A 20,358-nucleotide genomic window follows, 5' to 3' on the forward strand; every position below is an offset into this window, starting at 1 on the left:
GTGTTGGGACCGTGGATGCTCCACTGCCACCGCGCCATCAACTGCTTCTTAGCTGTCTCATGACAGGCGGCTTTGCGAGGGATCCTCGAGGACACGATCCGTCGATAGTGATCATCGGGGCCGGCGTCGCGGGTATCGCCATGGCCCATCAGCTGAAGAGGGACGGATTCACCAACTTCACCATGGTGGAAAAGGCTGCAGACATCGGCGGCGTCTGGCGCGACAACACCTATCCAGGAGCGGCTTGCGACGTGCCGTCAGCGTTGTACTCACTCTCGGACAAGCCCAACACTCGTTGGTCGAGACGTTATGCAGAACAGCCCGAGATACTCCAATATCTTCGCCGACTCGTCCTGGCCGACGGAATGGACCTGCATTTGCGCACGCGGACCGAAGTCGTCGAGATGACCTTCGATGAACAGGCCGGCCGTTGGCGTTTGGTGACCGGATCCAGCGAGACGATCTGGTGCGATGTCGTGATTTCGGCCGTGGGGCAGCTCTCGCGACCTCATACGCCGAATATTGCCGGCGAAGACACCTTCGAGGGGCCGCGTTTTCATTCGGCGCGTTGGGACCATTCGGTATCGCTGCGCGGCAAGGAAGTAGCCGTCATCGGGACAGGCGCAAGCGCGATACAGTTTGTGCCACGGATCGCACACGAGGCACAGCGCGTAACGCTGTATCAGCGCACGGCGCCTTGGATTTTGCCGAAGTGGGACAGCAGGTACGGACGTCTTCACCAACAGCTGATTAAGGTTCTGCCGCTGTGGCTGCGTCTTGAGCGTTTCGCGGTATGGCTGATTTTTGAAGTGCTCGCAGTGACGTTGGTCGACGCGAAGCCCTTGTCACGCATTCTCGGCGCGGTCGCCCGCTACCACCTCCATCGGCAGGTTGCCGATCCAATGCTGCGCCGGCAACTCACGCCATCAGATGCGCCGGGGTGCAAGCGGGTGTTGTTCTCGAATGATTACTACCCCGCGATTGCCAACGGTGAAGTCTCGTTGGTGACCAACGCGGTTGCGAAGCTTTGCGACAAGGGAGTCGTGACCGACGATGGCGTACTCCATCGCGCGGATGTCGTCATTTACGGAACAGGTTTCCGCGCTACCGACTTCCTCGCCCCGATGCGTGTTCGCGGCTGGGGCGGAGTGACTCTGGACGAGGTGTGGGGGACGCAGGCGCACGCATACCTGGGCATTACAGTCCCGATGTTCCCGAATCTCTTTCTCCTCTATGGCCCGAACACGAATGTCGGTTCCGGGTCGATCATTTACATGATCGAGTCTCAGGTCCGCTATGTCGGTGCCCTCATCAAGATTTTGGCGAGTGACCCAGGGCGTACGGTCGACGTCAGGCCAGACATCGAGCAAAGCTACAACACACGATTGAGCCGGCGGCTGCGAAGGTCGGTGTGGGCGCTTTGCGCGAGCTGGTACACGACCTCGAGTGGCGCGATCCCGACGAACTGGCCTGGGCCTACATTTGCCTACCGGATCCTCACCCGCAAACCACGCAGTCACGATTATCTATTCAGGCACGTTGAACGCCTTCAGTTAGACGGCCCGAGTGAGAACCGCGCGAGGCTGCGCAGATGATCCGGGTCGCAGGCGGTGTCTAACATTTCACTGTTAACTGTTCGAATATTGACATTCAGCACATCTATGTAAACTATTACCAGATACCCGTGCAGCAGAGCGCCCAGGAGGCATCGTGGCTAATCAGCTTCTCGCAATCACGCGTCACCCCAAGGAGCGGTTGACGTCTGTCCTGTTGGCGCCCGCCCCCCGCGTCGTCGATGACAAATGGCGACAGTGGAGTCGGGACTGGAGAGTCCGGGAACTTGCGCCGGCCCCCGCCGGATCTGGGCTGAGAGCCGTCCTAGGGGACGCTGGACTCCCGTTGCTGGGGCACACTGTCGACTACATCCGATTTGGTTCAGAATTCAGTCGGGAGCGTTACGAACGTTTGGGCTCGGTGTCGTGGATGGGCGCATTCGGTACCAAAATGGTGGTCATCGCCGGTCCAGACGCAACGCGTGAGGCGTTCACAAGCGAAGCCAAGGCCTTTTCTCAAGATGGCTGGTCCTTCCTGATCGATGCTTTCTTCCATCGCGGGTTGATGCTCATGAGCTTCGACGAACATTTGATGCACCGGCGCATCATGCAGGAGGCGTTCACGCGTCCTCGCCTGACCGGATATGTCGGGCAGGTGGCCCCGTGCGTTCGCGCAGCCGTGCCCGCGTGGCCGACCGGTCCGTCGGTCCGGATCTACCCGTTGTTGAAGAATCTCACCCTCGATATTGCCACGGATGTCTTCATGGGTGGCCGCGGCAAGGACGAGAGCGCTGCTGTCAACGAGGCGTTCGTGTCCACTGTTCGCGCGGCGAGTTCCTTTGTGCGAGTTCCACTCCCGGGCACCAGGTTCCGCGCCGGCGTGCATGGGCGGCGCGTGTTGGAGGACTACTTCTCCCGACACCTGCCGGCCGCGCGTGCAGGCGAGACCGACGATCTATTCGCCGCCCTCTGCCAGGCGACCACAGAAGACGGTGAACGGTTCTCCGACGAGGATGTGATCAACCACATGATCTTTCTCATGATGGCCGCCCATGACACCTCCACGATCACCACCACTGCTGTCACCTACTTCCTCGCTAAACATCCTGAGTGGCAGGAGAAGGCAGCGGCGGAGGCGCGGTCCTTCGGTCACGATTCGCCAGATATCGACGAACTGGAGCGGATGACGGTCCTCGATCTGATCCTCAAAGAAGCTCTGCGTCTGCTGGCGCCCGTTCCGCTGGTGATGCGCAAGACCGTCCGCGATGTCGCCATCGACGGCTATCACATCCCCCGTGAAACCTTGTGCGCAATCACACCCGCCGTAAATCACTTCGACCGCAGAATATGGAGCGACCCGGACCGTTTCGATCCGTCGCGCTTCGATGAGCCCCGGCGCGAGGACCAACAGCACCGATTCGCCTGGGTGCCGTTCGGCGGGGGGGCGCACAAATGCATTGGGATGCAGTTTGGCACACTCGAGGTGAAGGCAATCCTGCACCAGATGTTGCGTACCTACACTTGGACGGTCCCAAACGACTATCACGTGCGTTGGGACAACACCTCGCTGCCCATTCCCGTGGACGGACTGCCTGTGACGTTGCGGCACCGATGAGCGGTGAGAACTCGCCTTACCTGGAGCCCACGGAGTTCCTCGATTGGCAACATGAATCGGTACGCGACTTCGTTGCATCGGCGACCCGCGGCGCGGTCGACGACACCACGAAGGCCATAGCCATCTTCACTGCGGTCCGCGACTCGATTTGGTATGACCCCTACACCGTGACCGATGACCCGCATGCGTATCGCGCCAGCACCATCGCAACTGCAGACCGCGCTTACTGCGTCCCGAAGGCGGTGCTCTTGACGGCGGCCTGCCGAGCAGCAGGCATCCCAGCGCGGCTGGGGTTCGCCGATGTCCGAAACCACCTTCAGACCGAGACATTGCGTGAGCGGATGGGCGGTACCGACGTCTTCGTCTACCACGGATACAGCCTCATGCATCTCTGCGGTGTCTGGGTCAAGGCAACTCCGGCGTTCAATCGCGAGCTATGCGCACGGTTCGGCGTCCCGCCAATTGATTTCGACGGGCGCACAGACGCCCTGCTGCACGGGTTCGCCGGTGACGGCACACAACACATGGAATATCTGAGGGATCGAGGCGCCTTCGACGATCTACCGCTGGCAGAGATCCTGCAAGCGCTCAGAACCCACTACGGGACGCTCATAGGCGATGCGAGTCGCCATCCAGACCTGTTCGCCTGAAGGGCCGATGCGTAATGCACAGCACGATGCAAGACGTCCAGCTCACAATCTCGGCAATTGTCCGCCATGCCGCCTCCATTCACGGAAACAGCGAGGTGATCACCCCCGACGGAATTGGATACCGAAGTATGTCCTACCGTAGCGTCCTGGGGCGAGCGGGCCGACTTGCCAATGCGTTGCGCGGGCTCGGAATAACGGCAGATCAACGGGTGGCCACTTTTCAGTGGAGTAACCAAGAACATCTCGAGGCCTACTGCGCGGTTCCCTCCATGGGCGCGGTGCTGCACACCCTCAACATTCGTTTGGCTCCAGAGCAACTCGCGTACATCGCCAACCATGCCAGCGATCAGATCATCCTGGTGGATGCGTCGGTTGCGCCATTGTTGGCTAGTGCGCTACCAGCGATGGAGTCGGTGCATACGGTCATCGCCACCGGGGGCGGCGACCTCGCTCCGCTGCAGCGATGCGGGAAGACGGTGTTGCGTTACGAGGAGATCCTGGCGCAGCAACCGGAGACTTTCGATTGGCCCGAGATCGATGAGCGTTCCGCCGCGGCCATGTGCTACACCAGCGGGACTACTGGAAATCCCAAAGGTGTTGTCTACAGCCACCGTTCGACCTACCTACATGCACTGACCGCCTGCACGTCGAACGCCCTGGCAGTGAGCGAGGCCGACCGTATCCTGGCCATTGTCCCGATGTTTCACGCCAATGCGTGGGGACTGATCTACGCGGCGTTGATGTCTGGTGCGGACTTGGTATTACCCGATCGCCATCTGCAAGCCGCGCCGCTGGTGTCGATCATCGAAGAGACTCAGCCGACTATCGCCGGTGCAGTGCCGACGATCTGGAACGATGTCGATCGATACCTGGAATCGAATCCCGCCCGGGACATCTCCTCACTTCGGCTGGTTGCCTGCGGGGGATCGGCAGTCCCCGTCTCGCTGATGCGGGCATTCGAAGACAAGTACAACGTGCCTATCGTGCAGGCATGGGGCATGACCGAAACCTCGCCGCTGGCTACCGTCGCACGCGCAGCGCACGGAGTAGGCGAGACCCGTGCGTGGGAGATGCGCGAAAGCCAGGGTCGGCCGATGTGCGGTGTCGAGATCCGGTTGCGTGACGACCACAAGAAGACAGTGCCGTGGGACGGTCGATCAGCGGGTGAAATACAGGCGCGAGGCCCGTGGATCACCGGCGCCTACTTCGGCGACGATGATCCGGACAAGTTCGACGGAGGGTGGCTGCGCACCGGCGACGTCGGCCGGATCGACCCGGACGGGTATCTCACGCTGACCGATCGTGCGAAGGACGTCATCAAGTCAGGTGGAGAATGGATCTCCTCAGTCGAGCTGGAAAACACGCTGATTGGTCACCCGGCGATCTACGAGGCTGCGGTGGTGGCAGTTCCCGACGACAAATGGCAGGAAAGACCGCTCGCCCTGGTCGTGGTTCACCGTGGAGCCGAGGTCGACATCGACCGACTGCGCGCGTTTCTGTTGGACAAGGTCGCCAAGTGGTGGATCCCGGAGCGGTGGAGCTTCGTGTCTGAGATTCCCCGAACAAGCGTCGGGAAATACGACAAGAAGGCCATACGCGCGCGTCACTCCGCCGGCGAGTATCAGATCGAAACGTCCTAAGAAATCAAACCCATTGATATTGAACAGCCGAGAGGGAATCCTGTGACAGCATCAATTTCTCCCTGGATGAGCGCCGAATTGCTCGAGCTTCGTGACCTTGCCGCGAAGTTCTTCTCGACCGAATTGGCCCCACATGCGCAACGTTTCGCAGACCAGCACCAAGTTGACCGAGAATTGTGGCACAAAGCCGGCGAACTAGGCCTGCTCTGCATGTCCATACCCGAAGAATACGGCGGGGGAGGCGGCACATTCGCGCACGAAGCCGTCGTACTCGAAGAGCAAGCCCGAGTCGGGGACAGCTCATGGGGCGCAGGGCTGCACAGCGGAATCGTCGCGCACTACATCCTCCAGTATGCGGCCGAAGAACTACGGAGGCAGTGGCTGCCCAAGATGGCCTCAGGCGAAATGATCGGTGCTATCGCCATGACGGAGCCAGGGACCGGTTCTGATCTGCAGAGTGTCAAGACCAAAGCAATTCTTGACGGTGACGAGTACGTGATCACCGGCGCAAAGACCTTCATCACCAACGGTCAGCAAGCCGACCTGATCATCGTCGTCGCCAAGACAGATCCAAGTCAGGGCGCCGCCGGCATCTCGCTGATCGTCGCCGAAGCCGATCGACCCGGATTCCGGCGCGGCAAGGTCCTCGACAAAATCGGCCAACGCGGACAAGACACCTCCGAGTTGTTCTTCGACGACGTAAGAGTGCCCCGCTCGCACCTCCTGGGCGAGACCGAGGGTCAGGGTTTCATTCAGCTGATGACGCAGCTACCTCAAGAGCGGCTCATCGTCGCGGTTGGGGCGGTCGCGGCGATGGAACTTGCCGTGGAGCAGACACTCAAATACACCCGTGAGCGGGAAGCGTTCGGACGGCCCGTCTTCGGCTTCCAGAACACGAAATTCATCTTGGCCGAAGCTGCAACCGAAACGCGCATCGCACGAGTATTTTTGGACTACTGCATCGACCTACACCTCGCGGGCCAACTCGACGTCCAGACCGTCGCCATGGCGAAATGGTGGACCACTGAGCGAGCGATGAAGGTGCTCGATGACTGTTTGCAGCTCCACGGCGGATATGGGTACATGACCGAGTACCCCATCTCGAGATTGTGGGTGGACCAGCGCGTGCAGAAAATCTACGCCGGCACAAATGAGGTGATGAAGGAAATCATCTCGCGTTCCCTATGACCCTGAACGATTAGCCACCTGCACATTACTCACCTGGGAGGATTGATGGCATCTACAGAGGTGCCATATCGCCACGAAATGGGTGGACATTGCGGATCGGGTGCCCTTCGGGAGTTGATACCAGATGCTCCTATCTTCAGGCAATGAGTTCTTCAGGCAATGAGTTCGTTGGTTCTTCTGCTGGGTTGGCGGAGGGCGTGGTAGATCTCGCGGGCGATGTACGCTTGATGCAGCGCATGATCTCGTTCTTGGTTTTGCCTTCGGCCAGGCGGTGAACGAAGTAGTCGCGGGTGGGCTGGTGACGGCGCATGCGCACCACCAGGATGACGTGCAGGGCACGGTTGGCGTCGCGATTGCCTCCCCAATTGAGCCGGTGGCGGATCGTTTTGCCGCTGGAGGCTTCCAGTGGGCTGACCCCGCAGAGTTTGGCGAAAGCGGCGTCGCTGCCGATCCGAGCGGGGTTGTCGCCGAGGGCGGTCAGCAGCGTGGCAGCGGTGTCGGGCCCGACGCTGTAGCTCGGGTGCGGCGGTGGCGGTGATGGTGTCGACGTGGCGTTCGAGTCGGGCGGCTGCGGTGTCGAGCTGGTGGCAACGTGCCGCCATCGACTTGATAGCAGTAAAGAAAGTTCTCACATCGCAGGCCAGCGGCGGTCAGGCGGGCGTTGGTCGCGCCTGCTGCCCGCGGCGTCTCGATGCGGCGAGGAGCGAGGACAGTCCTGGCTTGTCGTGGTGCCAGGATGCCGTGGCCGTTGAGATGTACAGCGCTCGTCGTCGTGTGCAAGCTTGTGTGGCGGCGGACGGAGGGCGAAGCGTAGCGAGCGGCGCGGACGGGAGCGCCAGCGGACGGGAGCAGAGGGAGTGTAGCGAAGCCCGCAGGTAGCCGCCGGTTCCTCGCGGGCTATGGCGGCCCGGGCTCCGCTGAGCATCAGTTGCGGGTCTGCGCCATGGCGATGGGACTCGTAGGATGGCGGTTGTGAGCGGGATGCTGGCGCAGCGTGCACGGCGAGAGGCCGAGACGCGACTGGTGGGGCAGCTGCGGCGGTTGGCGCATGTGCGGGGTGTCGCGACGACTGCCGAGCGGCTGAGTCGGCGGTTCGATGCCCAGACAGCGGACTCTTTGGTGGCAGCGGCGTGGCTGCACGATATCGGCTACGCACCGTCGTTGCGCCGGACCGGGTTTCATCCGCTCGATGGCGCAGAGTTTGCCCGGGCGGCGGGTTTTCGGGAGCTGGTCGCCTCCCTGGTGGCGTTCCATACTGGGGCGCACGCGGAAGCTGCCGAGCGCGGCTTGTCAGGTTTAGCGGCGTTCAGCGATCCGCCCAGCGATGTTCTGGATGTGTTGACCTTTTGCGATCTGACGACCGGGCCGGACGGGGCGCCGGTATCACCGCGAGATCGATTGATCGAGGTGTTGGGCCGCTATGGACCCGAGGACCCGGTGCACCGCGCGGTCGACGCGGGGCGCGACGAACTGTTGGCGGCGGTCCGACGGGTACGCGATTGGCTGTAAACCCAGCCGGTTAGCCGAGGTAGGGGCTGTCGCGGTGTTGCAGGTAGTGCTCGATGCGCAGTCGCATCGACGGGTGCATGTCCAGATTGGGGATGTCGTCGGGATCGGTCCAGGCGATGTCGGTGCTTTCGTGATCGATGGCCAGGGTACCGCCGAGAACCTTGGTGGTGAAGGACAGAGAGAACTGTTGGCGGACTTCGCCATCGGTGAACGCGACGACATGCTGCGGGTTGGTGTAGACACCGACAAGGCCGGTGACTTCAATGTCGAGCCCGGTTTCCTCTTTGACTTCCCGGACGGCGGTGTCGGCAATCGTTTCGCCGATGTCGTGTCCGCCGCCGGGTAGCGCCCACAGGGTGTTGTCGCGGCGTTTGATCAGCAGGATACGACCCTGTTCGTCGGTGACGATGGCCGAGGCTGACGGAACGACGCTGTTGGGCAGCGGGGCGTTGGGGTCGTTGTAGTAGTCGGTTCGCATAGGGTTCAGCCTTTCGCGCTGAGCGGTCTGGCGCGATCCCAGACCTGGGTGAAAGCGTCTTCGAGGGTGGCCCAGAGCCGTGGTTCGTGGTGGCGCGACAGCACAAGCACGGGGTTGTTGCGCCCGGGTGAGCCGTAGATGTGGAAGTTGACGATCATGGCGTCGTCGACCCGGAAGATCGACGTGTAGAGCGTGGTGTCGTGGGTGCGGATATCCAGCCCCGGGGTATCGGCATGCGGGGCGAGCAACTCCACGGACGTGCGGCAGCGGGCGATGACGGCCTCGCCGATGCCTTCCTCCTTGCCGCGCAGGATCGTGGTGGCAGTGTCAGGATCCCCGACGAGAAACCGCACCGCCACACCGCGGGCGGCGGCGTCGAGCAGAATGTCGAGGAAGCCGTCGAGGGTGTCAAACAGGAACGTGGCCGCCAGGACGAGGATGTCGATGCCGGTGGTGGCGTCGCCGAAATGCTGCTGCCACGTCGTGATCGGCAGCTGGGTGCGGCTGGCATACAGCGTCGCGGTGAACGGACCACCCAGCGACGTCGTCGCCAGCGCGCTCGCGGTAGGGGCAGGATACTGGTTGGGCCACAGGTTGTGCGGTGTGCAGCCAAGCAGCTTAGCGGCGCGGCGGGCGTTGTCCTCGCGGACGTTGTAGTCGATGTTGGCCAGCCAGCGGCGCACCGTCTTGATATCCACGCCCACCGCAGTGGCGAACCTCTGTGGGGAGAGTCCCTTGGCGTGCAGCCGTTGGGTGAGGCGATCGTTGGGGATCGTGGCGGCCTCGGCGTCGCCGTCCTGATCGCCCGTCGTCTCAGCGCACATCTTTCCGTGTCATCCCTGTCCATCCTCAGCGCGTGGTTCCTAGTTTGCCATGCGACTGCCGCCGCCCCGCGGCGGTGATGCCCGTCCGATGCCCACGGGCATGTCCCTGTCGTGTCCGAAATGTCTGCGGCAGTGTCGGCAATGCCTGCCAACGTCCCTCGCTACGTCCGCGATGTCCACGTGAACTGAGCCCAGCGCCGCAACGGGCGCAAACAGATCACGAAAGGAACAGCGGGACAATGCGTTTAAGAATCGACACATCAGGCACACGGTTCATCGTCACCCGAGCGGCCGAGCCGCGGCTGAACTTCGAGACCGGCAGCCCAAAAGTGGACACCGCCACCGGCGTGCCACTGTATGCCGCGCAGCTGTTGGCGTTGGATGACACCGGTGGTGAAGTGCTCAACGTCACCGTCGCCGGGGATCCGAAAGTGACAGTCACCCAACCTGTTTCAGTCGCGGGTCTGGTTGCTATCCCTTGGGCTCAAGGTGATCGCAGCGGCGTGGCGTTCCGTGCCGACGCCATCACCCCCACCAACCCCGCGGCTGCGCCGAGCGATCAAGCGTCCCGCGCGCAGAAATAACCCCATTTGCTGGGGCGCGGCGCTCGTGGGTGTCGCGCCCCAGCACGTGAGCTGCTATCGACCATTCACTCACCAGAGGGACGCCTGTCATGGCATCAAACTACAAAAACAGCAAGAACTCTCAATCCAACGACGACGACTGGATCACCGACCTCATCCTCTCACTGTTCAAAGCGGCCGGGTATCTGCTGTGGTGGGCGGTCCTGTTCCCGGCCATCAGCATCCCGATCATCGCCAGCGTGGCGATGGCCATTACCCATGGCTCACGCGCGGGTCTGATCATCGGTATTGCTTTCGCTGCCGCGTATGCGGGCTGGGCGTGGCTGGACCCGCGATCGTTTCACGGATGGGTCACCGAGCCGGTGCGGCGGCGCTGGTTGACCTGGTCGCGCTACACCCGCACCTGGCAATCGGTGTGCACCCTGCACGGCCTGACCGCCACACTTGGCGAACGCACCTTGGTGCCGACCTTGCAGTCGGTGCGCATCGGCAAGACGACCGACGTCCTGGCGCTGCGAGTGGTCACCGGCCACTCCCTGGCTGATTGGCACAAGCAATCCGAGGCGCTAGCCGCCGCCTGGCGTGCCGACCGGATCGCCATCCGCGCGACCGCGCCCGGAGAGCTACGCATCACCCTGATGCGCGGCGACGTGCTGGCCGACCCGATTGCCCTGCCCATGCCCACGACGGCGACTGCGGTGGATGTGGGGTCGGTGCGGGTCGGGATCACCGAAACCCGCCACTGGTGGCACCTACCTCTGCTTGGCCACCACCTGCTCGTGGCTGGCGCGACCGGCGCGGGGAAAGGTTCAGTGTTGTGGTCACTGATCGCTGGCCTCGCCCCCGCCGTGAAAACCGGACAAGTGCGGCTCTGCGTCATCGACCCGAAAGGCGGCATGGAACTGGGCGCCGGAGCACCCATGTTCACGGTGTTCACCCACGACGCCACTGGCACCACCCTGTACCTGCTGCGGCAACTAGTGGAGGTGATGCACGCCCGCGCCAATCGGTTACGGGGCAAGACGCGCATGCACACCCCGACTCCGACTGAGCCGTTATTCGTGGTGGTGATCGATGAGATCGCCGCGCTGACTGCGTATGTGACCGACCGCAAGGTGCGCAGCGAAATTGAACAGCTGTTGGGCCTGCTGCTCTCCCAAGGCCGGGCCGTCGGCATTTCGGTGGTGGCAGCGGTGCAAGATCCGGCCAAAGACACCCTGCCGGTGCGGCAGCTGTTTACCGTGCGAATCGGGTTGCGGTTGACCGAAGCCACCCAAACCACCATGGTTTTGGGCCAGGGCGCCCGCGACGCGGGGGCCGACTGCGATCACATCCCCGACACCACTCCCGGTGTGGGCTACATGATGATCGATGGCACGGCCCAACCGGTGCGGGTACGGGCATTTCACGTCGCCGACCACGACATCGCCACTCTGGCAGCACGATTCCGGCCACCTCGTGCCGCGACCCGAACCAACCAGTCCAACAGCGGGCGCACCGACACCGCCCGGGGTCAACGGTGACTACTGCAACGACAGCCCCCACGCTGGTGTTGCCCGGGGTTCCCGGCTCGATCGACACCAATGCGGTGGTGGATCAGATGGTGCGCCGCGCGTCCTCGACGGGGTTCGAATCGTGGTGGCGGCGCGCGGAATCTGTTGGCTTCTGCGCCCACCCCATCCAACTCAGAGGTACCGACGAGATAGGCCGCGATCGGGTGGTGTGGACACGGTGCAACAACCGCCGCGCACAGGTATGCCCATCGTGCTCAGACCTGTACGCCCGCGACACGTGGCAGCTCGTGCACGCTGGCACCGCCGGCGGCCACCACAACATCCCCGCAGCAGTGGCCGATCGTCCGCAGGTGTTCGTCACCCTCACCGCACCTAGCTACGGGCCTGTTCACGCCGCCGCGCGTGCAGGCGACAAGAAGCAGCGTGTGTGTCGCGACCACCACCACACTGGCGGCTACCGCCGATGCCCGCATGGAAAACCACTGTGGTGCAGCACAACCCACGGCGAAGGTGATATCTATGCGGGACAGCCGATCTGCGCGGACTGCTACGACTACACCGGGCATGTCCTGTTCACATGGCACCTGCCCGAACTGTGGCGACGCTTCACCATCACCCTGCGACGCACACTGCGCCGAGAGCTACGTGCTTCGGGCGCCGACCCGGATGCGGTGCAGGTCAGCTTCATCAAAGTCGTCGAACTGCAAGCCCGGCTCATCCCGCACATTCATGCCCTGATCCGCCTCGACCCGCCCGACAGCGATGACTCTGGCGGTCATGACTGGCATGCGCCCCTTGCGGCAACCGAACTGGCCACCATCATCCAACAGGCCGTTCGAACCGTGGCCGTGACGGTCACCGACTCATCCTCAAATACAGCGACACGGGTGATCAGGTTCGGCACACAAGTCGACACCCAACCCATCGACAACCGGCACGCCGGCACGGACGGCTCTGCTGTGCAGGAGGATTCACCACACGGCGGGGTTCTTCCAGGCCGCCGCGTAGCTCGCTACCTCGCGAAATACGTCACCAAATCCTTAGCTGACGTCGGGATCAGCGCGCGACGCATCTCCACCGAGGCCATCGCTGACCTCGATGTCTGCGACCACGTTCGGGCGATCCTGACCGCCATCAGCCAACTCGCCGATAAGGGACTGGCCGGTGTCGGTCGGTGGCTGCACACCCTGGGCTACCGGGGCCACATCACCAGCAAATCCCGCCGCTATTCCACCACGATGACCGCGCTGCGCGAACGTCGCGCGGCCTGGACCCGTGAACAACGTTTAAAAAGCACTGCGCACCAACATGATCTCGGCCTCGACTCCACCGATGGCGATGATCTGGTGGCATGGGAATTCGATCGTGCCGGCCCCACCAGCCTCGGCGACCGGACCCTCATCTACTCCGCGGCCGTCCAACACATCCACACCCGCCGCATCGGACTGATCGAAGTCCGTGGCCAAGCCCGCAATCAACAATGGGATCCGCCAGGGGGAAGCGATGGCTGACAGGTCCCGAGCAGCACGTGCTCGCTCCGGGTGTGACGCTCGTCCCGATGCGCCGACGGTGTCAGAGGGGGGTGTTGAAATTGTTGTGCCCAACCAATATCGACTTCCGTCCGAGGCCAACCGCGCGCTGGTACACGTGATAATGGCTGTGCGGGACCGGATGCTTGGATCAGGGAGGGGAGTGGCGTGAGCCTGAGGTTCGCCTTCTATGGCCGAGTGAGCACGGAGGACGCTCAAGACCCGGAGGCGAGCCGCAGCTGGCAGAAGCGGCGTGCCATGGACCTGATCACTCCGCACGGCGGATTCATCGCCGCCGACTACTTCGATGTGGGACAGAGCCGTTCACTGCCGTGGAAGCGCAGGCCAGAGGCGTCACGTCTGCTTGCTGATGTCGCTTGTCGGGACCGTAGCTTTGATGCCGTAGTGATTGGGGAACCCGCCCGTGCGTTCTACGGGCCGCAGTTTGCGCTCACCTTCCCTGTCCTCACGCACTACGGAGTTGGCCTGTGGGTACCCGAGGTCGGCGGAGCGGTCGATCCCGGCTCCGAGGCACACGACCTGGTGATGACTCTGTTCGGCGGCATGAGCAAGGGAGAGCGCGCTCGAATCCAGATGCGCGTCCGTACGGCGATGTCAGCACTCGCGCACGACACCGCCAGATATCTCGGTGGTCGACCACCCTACGGTTACCGGCTCGTCGATGCCGGCCCGCATCCAAACCCTGCCAAGGCCAATCTTGGGCAGCGGCTTCACCGCCTCGAACCCGACCCCGCGACATCTTCGGTCGTCGAGCGGATCTACCGCATGTACGCCGACGGAGCGGGCCTGCGCTATATCGCGCAACGGCTCACCGACGATGGTGTACCGTCACCGAGCCAGTACGACCCGGCACGGAATCGGCATCGTGACCCACGAGGATGGTCCCATTCGGCGATCCGCGCGATACTCGACAACCCGGCGTACCGCGGTATCCGTGTTTGGGGCAAGCAGGAGAAATACGAGGTTCTGGTCAACCCCGATGATGTCGCTGCGGGGTATGAGACTCGTATGCGGTGGCGTGATGAGGCCGACTGGATCGCACCAGAACGCCGCACGCATGAAGCGCTGATCCGTGACGAACTAGCGCAGGCTGTTCGTCTTCGGATGCAGGCGCGGCGGGGTCCCGGTCTTGTTTGCAGCAGAGAGTCAACAGTGCCATATGCACTGCGTGGGCTGCTGTTCTGTGCCGCATGTGGACGGCGGATGCAGGGCGCTGCCCGCGCCGGGAAGCGAACAACACGCATCCTCTACCGTTGTGAGCTCGGTAAGTCGCGTTCGGTACCCGCGGACCTGAGTGATCACCCGCGCACCGTCTACCTCCGTGAAGATGAGGTGACTGCGCGACTTGACGAATGGATCGCCACCCTGGCCGATCCGGCCGACTTGGCACGCGGGCAAGACGCGGACCCGGTAGCAGGGGCTGGCTACGCGGCCTTGCGGCGCCAGCTCAGCGAGGCGAATGCGAAGGTTGCTGCTCTGGTTACCGCCGTGGAGTCTGGTGTGGCCGTTGAGGATTTGACTGTTGCATTGCGCCGCCGCACCGCCGAGCGCGACGAGCTGAAGGTCCGTCTTGAGCAAGCGGAGCGACCTCGCGTCATGACTGCCGCACAAATCAGCGAGTTGGTTGAGGAATTGGGCGGGCTGTCAGCAGTGCTTGGTGAGGCAACCGGGGCGGAACGCGCTCAGGTATACGCAAGCCTGGGCCTGCGCCTCGACTACGACCCGCATCTTCAGCGAGTCACGGCGACTGCCGACTTAAGTCGTGTCGCCGGACGTGTCCGAGGGGGGACTTGAACCCCCACGCCCATTAGTAGGGCACTAGCACCTCAAGCTAGCGCGTCTGCCATTCCGCCACTCGGACATAACCAACCGCAAGAGTTGGCAGCTAAGGCTATCGGATCGGTCCGCCACGACCCAATCGGCCCAGCACGGGCGGCGGGAGCGCGCTGCGGAGTGGTAGGAAAGGAGACTGTGACCCTTCCCGCTGACCAGGTTTTCGTCGACGACGTGGCTGAGGTGGTCAGCACGCTGATCCGGTTCGACACCACCAACACCGGCGATCTGGCGACCACCAAGGGCGAGGAGCAGTGTGCCCAGTGGATAGCCGGGCAACTGGCCGAGGTCGGCTACCGGACCGAATACGTCGAGTCCGGAGCGCCGGGTCGCGCCAACGTGTTCGCCCGGCTGCCGGGGGCCGATCCGTCCCGGGGGGCGCTGATGATCCACGGGCACCTCGACGTGGTGCCCGCCGAACCCGCCGAGTGGAGTGTGCATCCGTTCTCCGGCGCCATCGAGGGCGGCTACGTTTGGGGCCGCGGCGCGGTCGACATGAAAGACATGGTGGGCATGACGTTGGTGCTGGCCCGCCATCTGCGCCGGACCGGCATCGTCCCGCCGCGCGACCTGGTGTTCGCATTCCTCGCGGACGAGGAGAACGGCGGCAAGTACGGGGGACAGTGGCTGGTGGACAACCGCCCCGACCTGTTCGCCGGGGTGACCGAGGCGATCGGCGAGGTCGGCGGCTTCTCGCTGACCGTGCCGCGCCGCGACGGCGGGGAGCGCCGCCTGTACCTGATCGAGACCGCCGAGAAGGGCATCTCCTGGATGCGGCTGACCGCGCAGGGCCGCCCCGGGCACGGGTCGATGGTGCACGACCACAATGCGGTCACCGTGTTGGCCGAGGCGGTCGCCCGATTGGGTCGCCACCAGTTCCCGCTGGTCATCACCCCCACGGTCGCGGAGTTCCTCGCCGCGGTCGGCGAGGAGACCGGACTGGTCCTCGACGTCACCTCGCCCGATCTCGACGGGGTCATCGACAAGCTGGGCCCGATGGCCCGCATGCTCAAAGCGGTGCTGCACGACACCGCCAACCCGACCATGCTCAAGGCCGGGTACAAGGCCAATGTGGTGCCTGCGACCGCGGAGGCGGTGGTGGACTGCCGCGTGCTGCCGGGACGGCAGGCGGCCTTCGAAGCAGAGGTGGACGCGCTGATCGGGCCCGACGTGACCCGAGAATGGATCCGCAGCCTGGACTCTTACGAGACCACTTTCGACGGCGACCTGGTCGACGCGATGAACGCCGCGGTGCTTGCCGTCGACCCGGACGGGCGGACGGTGCCCTACATGCTCTCCGGCGGTACCGATGCAAAAGCGTTCGCGCGCTTGGGAATTCGTTGCTTCGGGTTCAGTCCGCTGCGGCTGCCGCCGGAGTTGGACTTCTCGTCGCTGTTCCACGGCATCGACGAGCGGGTACCCATCGAAGCGCTGCGGTTCGGCACCCAGGTGCTGGCGCACTTCCTCACGCACTGCTGATCACACGAAAGGACTGTTCATGACTGTGCCCAATCCCTATGACGCGTTGCCCGACCTGCCGTCGTTCACCCTGACCTCGGAGTCGATCACCGACGGAGAATCGCTGGCCAACGCTCAGGTCAGCGGAATCATGGGCGCCGGCGGTGAGGACGTGAGCCCGCAACTGAGCTGGTCGGACTTCCCGGCGGAGACGCGCAGCTTCGCGGTCACCGTCTACGACCCGGATGCGCCCACCGCCTCCGGATTCTGGCACTGGGCGGTGGCCAACCTGCCGGTCGACGTCACCGAACTTCCGGCCGGCGCCGGCGACGGCAACAACCTGCCGGGCGGCGCGCTGACGCTGCTCAACGATGCCGGGCAGCGACGCTACATCGGCGCGGCCCCACCGCCCGGGCACGGGCCGCACCGCTACTACGTCGCCGTACACGCGGTGGATGTCGACAAACTCGAACTCGACGAAGACGCCAGCCCCGCCTACCTGGGTTTCAACCTCTTCCAGCACGCGATCGCCCGGGCCGTGATCCACGCGACCTACGAGCAGAAGTAGGCGCCGGGCACGCTCGATGCGCGGCTGCGTGCTGGTGCTGCCGGGTGGGCAGGTCCGCAGCGAGCAAACGTTTCGGTGGTGGCAGCCGGCCGGGTTGCGGATGGCTTTCCTCGTCTACGCCTTGCGGCGTCGGCTCGGACGCGGTGTCAAAGTGGTTCTGGTGCGCTACCGGCTGCGGGGGTGGAACAGCCCACGCCAGGATCCGGTAGGTGACGCCCGGACCGTGCTCCGTCTGCTCCGCGCCCGCTGCGAGCCGGAAAAGGTTGTGCTGGTTGGACATTCGATGGGCGGGCGGGTCGCGGCGCACCTGGCCGCTGAGGGTGGCATCGATGCGGTGGTGGCCTTGGCGCCGTGGTGGCATGGCGACAAGGGCGATCTGATCCCGGTCGGTACGCGACTGCTGGTGGTGCACGGCAGCGCGGATACTCGCACCGACCCGCAGATCTCCCGTGCGCAGACGCAGCGCGCCCGGCAGCGCGGGGTGGACGCCCAGTGGGTGGGCATCGAGGGGGTCGGCCACCACATGATCCGGCATTGGCGCGAATGGCACTCGCGCACCGCCGATTTCATCGCCGACCAGTTGAGCTAACCCGGCGGTGTCTCTCTGCCGACCGCGGATCCGACGGCGTCACCCAGCCCGCGGAAGCCACCGTCGCGCAACCGCTGGGCGAGGCCGTCGTGAATGTGCTTGGCCCACAGGCCTCCTCCGTAGACGAAGCCGGTGTAACCCTGCAGCAGCGAGGCTCCGGACACGATGCGCTCCCAGGCGTCGTCAGCGGTCTCGATGCCGCCCACGCTGATCAGCGCCAACCGATCCCCGACACGCGCATACAGTCGGCGCAGCACCGCCACAGCGCGTCGCGCCACCGGCGGGCCGGAGATGCCGCCGGGGCCCAACTCGTCGACGCCGGGCGTACGCAGGCCGTGCCGCGACACAGTGGTGTTGGTGGCCACGATGCCCGCCAGACCCAACTCCACGGCCAGATCGGCGATGTCGTCGATTTCGGCATCGGCGAGGTCGGGAGCGATCTTGACCAGCACCGGCGTCGTGGGGGCTTCGGCCAGCACGGCCGAGAGCACCGGCCGCAGGGACTCCACCGCCTGCAGATCACGCAGGCCCGGTGTGTTCGGCGAACTGACGTTGACCACCAGATACGACGCCAGCGGCGCCAACAGCCGGGCGCTGGCCCGGTAGTCTTCCACCGCGTCGGCGGCGGTCTTGGTCTTGCCGATGTTTACCCCGAGCGGCACCTCGGGCACCCACTGGGCCAGCCGCGCGGCCAGCGCGCCGGCGCCGTGGTTGTTGAAGCCCATCCGGTTGAGCAGGGCGCGATCCTCGGGCAGCCGGAACAACCGCGGAGTCGGATTGCCGGGCTGCGCGTGGGCGGTGACGGTGCCGATCTCGGCGTACCCGAAACCCATTGCGCCCCAGACTGACAGGCCGGTCCCGTCCTTATCGAAGCCGGCCGCCAACCCCAGGGGCGCCGGAAAACGCACCCCGAACACGGTGCTGGCCAGGATCGGATCCGTCGGGGCCAGTCTCCGGCTCAGCGCGCGGCGGGCCGGCCCGCCGGCGGTGGCACCGCGCAGCGCAGCAAAGACCAAGGTGTGCACGCGTTCGGCCGGCACCTGGAACAGCACGCCACGCAGCAGACCGTACACGCTCACGGTTCCGACGGTTCGGTTACACGAATCTTCTTGCGCCGCAACAACACCCGCCTGCTGCCATCGGTGTAGAGCCGCACCCGGGTCAGCTCCCAGCCGCGGTACTCCGCCTCGATCGACAGCCGGGTGGACGCGCTGAGCCGGGTGACATCCGGCGGCAGCCGCAGCGGGGCCCACTCGTACTCGTCGGACATATCCGCTTCCCACCCGGCGGGCAGTCGGCTCCACCGCGGCGCCGTCACTGCCGGCCCGCCGCGTGCTCGATGACCTGAACTCCCGCACCGGACGCGGACACCACATACAAGGTGTCCGACGCCTCGTCGAAGGCCAGCGAGTTCGGTTGCTGCACGGTTGGGTAACGCACCTTTTCCACGGGGATTCCGGTGCTCAGATCGTAACCAACGACCTCGTTGGACGCCGTCTGGGACACCCACGCCAAGGTGTTGGACCCGACCAGACCGTAGGGCGCCCGGCGCACCGGGAACGCCTGACGCAGGATCAGCGGGTTCACGCCGTACACCAGCAGCAGGCCGCCGCGGGTGTCGGCGACCAGCACCCGGCCCGCCGGGTCGACGGTGAGCGTCGTCGCCCCCTCCCCGGCCCGCAGCGCCTGCTCGGCGCGGCCGTCGGCGCCGATCGACGTCACCGAGGTCTGCCCGCAGTCCAGCACAACGGTCGTATCGCCTTGTGTCGCAAGCGCATCGACGCGCGCGAAGATCTTGGTGCGGTTGGCGATGTTTGTTGGGAGTACGTCGCCGTCGAGCGTGTATACCGCGCCGTCGGCGCTGCCCAACACCAGCCTGCCGTCGGCACGCCGCGCGATCGCGGTGAAATCCACCCGCTCGGCGACGCGCACCGCGGTGCTGGTGCCGCGCGCCAGGTCGACGGTCAGGTAACCGCCCGAGGTCGCCAGGTAGGCCGTCCCGCGCCCGTCGCCGGCCAACGCGGTCGCGGGTCCGGGCAGTGGGATCTCGCGCGGTGCGGCCTGCGCGCCGATCAGGGCGATGCTGGCGGGTGCGGCCGGGTCGGGGCCGGGGGACAGGACCACCAACTGGCGGGTGCCGGCGTCGAATACGGCGCGTTGCGGGTGCCCCCCGAGTGGTCGCACCGTGCCGGCCGGATTCGCAGCGGGCGGTGCCACCGCGGGACCGGCGGGTTGGATGGTGGGTGGCGCGGCCGTCAGCCCATCCGACGAACACCCAGCCACCAGCATCAGCAGCGTCAGCAGCGCCACCGCGCACCGATTCGGTGACCTCAACCGACCACTCCCGCGACGTCGGCGGCAACCCTGGCTTGTCGAAGGAACGGCACCGCGCTCAATTCCGTCATTTTGGCGGTGTGAAACGGTACGGCGGGGGTATTCTGCCCGTATGACCGTCATCGTTGACCGGCATATTGCAAACCATGAGTTTGTTTTCGAGGACATCAGCGCTGGAATCTTCGCCAGCGGGTATGGACAGGTCGGGGATGGCCGCAGCTTCTCCTTCCACATCGAGCACCATGCGCTCGTCGTTGAAATCTACCGGCCCCGCCTCTCGGGACCCGTTCCGCAGGATGAAGACGTGGTGGCGCGCGCTGTGCGCAGCGTCCGCGACATCGACCTCACCGATGAACGCAGCCTAGCCGCCGCGGTACGCGACTCCGTCGCCCACGCGGTACCCGTCGCGCGCTGAACCGGTCTCCGCAAGCTCCACCCTCAACCAGGTACGGTCGTCGTCGTGTCCGCCGT

General features: G+C 64.6%; 20 protein-coding genes and 1 tRNA gene. 14 read left to right on the forward strand and 7 right to left on the reverse strand.

Features of this window, described 5'->3' with window-relative positions:
• Positions 1–59: 59 nt before the first annotated feature.
• From AC5Y3Z_RS09620 to AC5Y3Z_RS09640, 5 genes are all read left to right on the forward strand, one after another.
• Positions 60–1,595, forward strand: coding sequence for a flavin-containing monooxygenase (locus AC5Y3Z_RS09620; protein WP_012394813.1), 1,536 nt, complete (start codon positions 60–62; stop codon positions 1,593–1,595).
• A 115-nt stretch (positions 1,596–1,710) separates the two neighbouring features.
• Positions 1,711–3,168 (forward strand): cytochrome P450, encoded by a 1,458-nt coding sequence (locus tag AC5Y3Z_RS09625; protein WP_012394812.1) that lies wholly within the window; start codon positions 1,711–1,713, stop codon positions 3,166–3,168.
• Positions 3,165–3,818 (forward strand): transglutaminase-like domain-containing protein, encoded by a 654-nt coding sequence (locus tag AC5Y3Z_RS09630; RefSeq protein WP_012394811.1) that lies wholly within the window; start codon positions 3,165–3,167, stop codon positions 3,816–3,818. Before AC5Y3Z_RS09625 ends, AC5Y3Z_RS09630 begins: the two co-directional genes overlap by 4 nt.
• Before the next feature lie 14 nt (positions 3,819–3,832).
• The gene (locus AC5Y3Z_RS09635; RefSeq protein WP_016889183.1) at positions 3,833–5,458 is read left to right on the forward strand and encodes a fatty acid--CoA ligase; all 1,626 of its coding nucleotides are present in this window, start codon (positions 3,833–3,835) and stop codon (positions 5,456–5,458) included.
• Between the two features lie 66 nt (positions 5,459–5,524).
• Positions 5,525–6,646, forward strand: a complete 1,122-nt coding sequence (locus tag AC5Y3Z_RS09640) for an acyl-CoA dehydrogenase family protein (RefSeq protein WP_016889182.1) — start codon at positions 5,525–5,527, stop codon at positions 6,644–6,646.
• Positions 6,647–6,782: 136 nt separating this feature from the next.
• Here the strand turns inward: AC5Y3Z_RS09640 and AC5Y3Z_RS09645 are convergent, their stop codons facing one another.
• The gene (locus AC5Y3Z_RS09645) at positions 6,783–7,262 is read right to left on the reverse strand and encodes a transposase (RefSeq protein WP_078321963.1); all 480 of its coding nucleotides are present in this window, start codon (positions 7,260–7,262) and stop codon (positions 6,783–6,785) included.
• Positions 7,263–7,618: 356 nt separating this feature from the next.
• On the opposite strand from AC5Y3Z_RS09645, the gene AC5Y3Z_RS09650 reads away from it, so the two are divergent.
• Positions 7,619–8,155, forward strand: a complete 537-nt coding sequence (locus AC5Y3Z_RS09650; RefSeq protein ID WP_012394808.1) for an HD domain-containing protein — start codon at positions 7,619–7,621, stop codon at positions 8,153–8,155.
• Positions 8,156–8,165: 10 nt separating this feature from the next.
• On the opposite strand, the gene AC5Y3Z_RS09655 is transcribed toward AC5Y3Z_RS09650, so the two are convergent.
• Together AC5Y3Z_RS09655 and AC5Y3Z_RS09660 are read right to left on the reverse strand one after the other, a co-directional pair.
• Positions 8,166–8,633, reverse strand: a complete 468-nt coding sequence (locus AC5Y3Z_RS09655) for an NUDIX hydrolase (protein ID WP_012394807.1) — start codon at positions 8,631–8,633, stop codon at positions 8,166–8,168.
• Positions 8,634–8,638: 5 nt separating this feature from the next.
• Positions 8,639–9,457 (reverse strand): hypothetical protein, encoded by an 819-nt coding sequence (locus tag AC5Y3Z_RS09660; protein ID WP_012394806.1) that lies wholly within the window; start codon positions 9,455–9,457, stop codon positions 8,639–8,641.
• A gap of 239 nt (positions 9,458–9,696) precedes the next feature.
• Between AC5Y3Z_RS09660 and AC5Y3Z_RS09665 the strand changes: the two genes are divergently transcribed.
• The 4 genes from AC5Y3Z_RS09665 to AC5Y3Z_RS09680 all read left to right on the forward strand — a co-directional run bounded on the left by AC5Y3Z_RS09665 (position 9,697) and on the right by AC5Y3Z_RS09680 (position 14,899).
• Positions 9,697–10,041 (forward strand): SCO3933 family regulatory protein, encoded by a 345-nt coding sequence (locus AC5Y3Z_RS09665; protein ID WP_011893911.1) that lies wholly within the window; start codon positions 9,697–9,699, stop codon positions 10,039–10,041.
• Positions 10,042–10,130: 89 nt separating this feature from the next.
• On the forward strand, positions 10,131–11,564 hold the full coding sequence (locus AC5Y3Z_RS09670; RefSeq protein WP_012394805.1) for an FtsK/SpoIIIE domain-containing protein: 1,434 nt from the start codon (positions 10,131–10,133) through the stop codon (positions 11,562–11,564).
• Positions 11,561–13,066, forward strand: a complete 1,506-nt coding sequence (locus AC5Y3Z_RS09675; protein ID WP_012394804.1) for a replication initiator — start codon at positions 11,561–11,563, stop codon at positions 13,064–13,066. Before AC5Y3Z_RS09670 ends, AC5Y3Z_RS09675 begins: the two co-directional genes overlap by 4 nt.
• A gap of 186 nt (positions 13,067–13,252) precedes the next feature.
• Positions 13,253–14,899 carry a recombinase family protein gene (locus AC5Y3Z_RS09680; RefSeq protein WP_012394803.1) on the forward strand — a complete coding sequence of 549 codons (1,647 nt, stop codon included), beginning with the start codon at positions 13,253–13,255 and terminating at the stop codon, positions 14,897–14,899.
• Here the strand turns inward: AC5Y3Z_RS09680 and AC5Y3Z_RS09685 are convergent.
• Positions 14,881–14,966: transfer RNA gene (locus tag AC5Y3Z_RS09685), tRNA-Leu, on the reverse strand. The two genes, AC5Y3Z_RS09680 and AC5Y3Z_RS09685, sit on opposite strands and share 19 nt — an antisense overlap.
• Positions 14,967–15,076: 110 nt before the next feature.
• On the opposite strand from AC5Y3Z_RS09685, the gene AC5Y3Z_RS09690 reads away from it, so the two are divergent.
• From AC5Y3Z_RS09690 to AC5Y3Z_RS09700, 3 genes are read left to right on the forward strand one after another with little or no spacing between them, the layout of a single operon-like run.
• Positions 15,077–16,417, forward strand: coding sequence for a M20/M25/M40 family metallo-hydrolase (locus AC5Y3Z_RS09690; RefSeq protein WP_463824436.1), 1,341 nt, complete (start codon positions 15,077–15,079; stop codon positions 16,415–16,417).
• A 19-nt stretch (positions 16,418–16,436) separates the two neighbouring features.
• The gene (locus tag AC5Y3Z_RS09695) at positions 16,437–16,964 is read left to right on the forward strand and encodes a YbhB/YbcL family Raf kinase inhibitor-like protein (RefSeq protein WP_463824435.1); all 528 of its coding nucleotides are present in this window, start codon (positions 16,437–16,439) and stop codon (positions 16,962–16,964) included.
• Between the two features lie 28 nt (positions 16,965–16,992).
• Positions 16,993–17,553: an alpha/beta hydrolase gene (locus tag AC5Y3Z_RS09700; protein ID WP_463824434.1), complete on the forward strand. Its 561-nt coding sequence runs from the start codon at positions 16,993–16,995 to the stop codon at positions 17,551–17,553.
• On the opposite strand, the gene AC5Y3Z_RS09705 is transcribed toward AC5Y3Z_RS09700, so the two are convergent.
• Genes AC5Y3Z_RS09705 through AC5Y3Z_RS09715 form a run of 3 tightly spaced genes read right to left on the reverse strand, consistent with a single transcriptional unit; the run spans position 17,550 to position 19,842 of the window.
• On the reverse strand, positions 17,550–18,626 hold the full coding sequence (locus AC5Y3Z_RS09705; RefSeq protein ID WP_463824911.1) for a quinone-dependent dihydroorotate dehydrogenase: 1,077 nt from the start codon (positions 18,624–18,626) through the stop codon (positions 17,550–17,552). The two genes, AC5Y3Z_RS09700 and AC5Y3Z_RS09705, sit on opposite strands and share 4 nt — an antisense overlap.
• 2 nt (positions 18,627–18,628) lie before the next feature.
• Positions 18,629–18,871, reverse strand: a complete 243-nt coding sequence (locus AC5Y3Z_RS09710) for a DUF5703 family protein (RefSeq protein ID WP_463824433.1) — start codon at positions 18,869–18,871, stop codon at positions 18,629–18,631.
• Positions 18,868–19,842, reverse strand: coding sequence for a YncE family protein (locus AC5Y3Z_RS09715; protein WP_463824910.1), 975 nt, complete (start codon positions 19,840–19,842; stop codon positions 18,868–18,870). The genes AC5Y3Z_RS09710 and AC5Y3Z_RS09715 overlap by 4 nt, the downstream gene beginning before the upstream one ends.
• 157 nt (positions 19,843–19,999) lie before the next feature.
• Here AC5Y3Z_RS09715 and AC5Y3Z_RS09720 point away from each other — a divergent pair, with 157 nt between their 5' ends.
• Positions 20,000–20,302, forward strand: a complete 303-nt coding sequence (locus AC5Y3Z_RS09720; protein WP_463824432.1) for a hypothetical protein — start codon at positions 20,000–20,002, stop codon at positions 20,300–20,302.
• Positions 20,303–20,358: the final 56 nt, after the last annotated feature.

The organism is Mycobacterium sp. NGS61, from assembly GCF_059812325.1.

Bases quoted from the DNA above. Each gene is read 5' to 3' on its own strand.
- AC5Y3Z_RS09620 (WP_012394813.1), top strand. From the start codon at position 60: ATGACAGGCGGCTTTGCGAGGGATCCTCGAGGACACGATCCGTCGATA.
- AC5Y3Z_RS09630 (WP_012394811.1), top strand. From the start codon at position 3,165: ATGAGCGGTGAGAACTCGCCTTACCTGGAGCCCACGGAGTTCCTCGAT.
- AC5Y3Z_RS09635 (WP_016889183.1), top strand. From the start codon at position 3,833: ATGCACAGCACGATGCAAGACGTCCAGCTCACAATCTCGGCAATTGTC.
- AC5Y3Z_RS09640 (WP_016889182.1), top strand. From the start codon at position 5,525: ATGAGCGCCGAATTGCTCGAGCTTCGTGACCTTGCCGCGAAGTTCTTC.
- AC5Y3Z_RS09655 (WP_012394807.1), bottom strand. From the start codon at position 8,633: ATGCGAACCGACTACTACAACGACCCCAACGCCCCGCTGCCCAACAGC.
- AC5Y3Z_RS09660 (WP_012394806.1), bottom strand. From the start codon at position 9,457: ATGTGCGCTGAGACGACGGGCGATCAGGACGGCGACGCCGAGGCCGCC.
- AC5Y3Z_RS09665 (WP_011893911.1), top strand. From the start codon at position 9,697: ATGCGTTTAAGAATCGACACATCAGGCACACGGTTCATCGTCACCCGA.
- AC5Y3Z_RS09670 (WP_012394805.1), top strand. From the start codon at position 10,131: ATGGCATCAAACTACAAAAACAGCAAGAACTCTCAATCCAACGACGAC.
- AC5Y3Z_RS09695 (WP_463824435.1), top strand. From the start codon at position 16,437: ATGACTGTGCCCAATCCCTATGACGCGTTGCCCGACCTGCCGTCGTTC.
- AC5Y3Z_RS09715 (WP_463824910.1), bottom strand. From the start codon at position 19,842: ATGCTGGTGGCTGGGTGTTCGTCGGATGGGCTGACGGCCGCGCCACCC.
- AC5Y3Z_RS09720 (WP_463824432.1), top strand. From the start codon at position 20,000: ATGACCGTCATCGTTGACCGGCATATTGCAAACCATGAGTTTGTTTTC.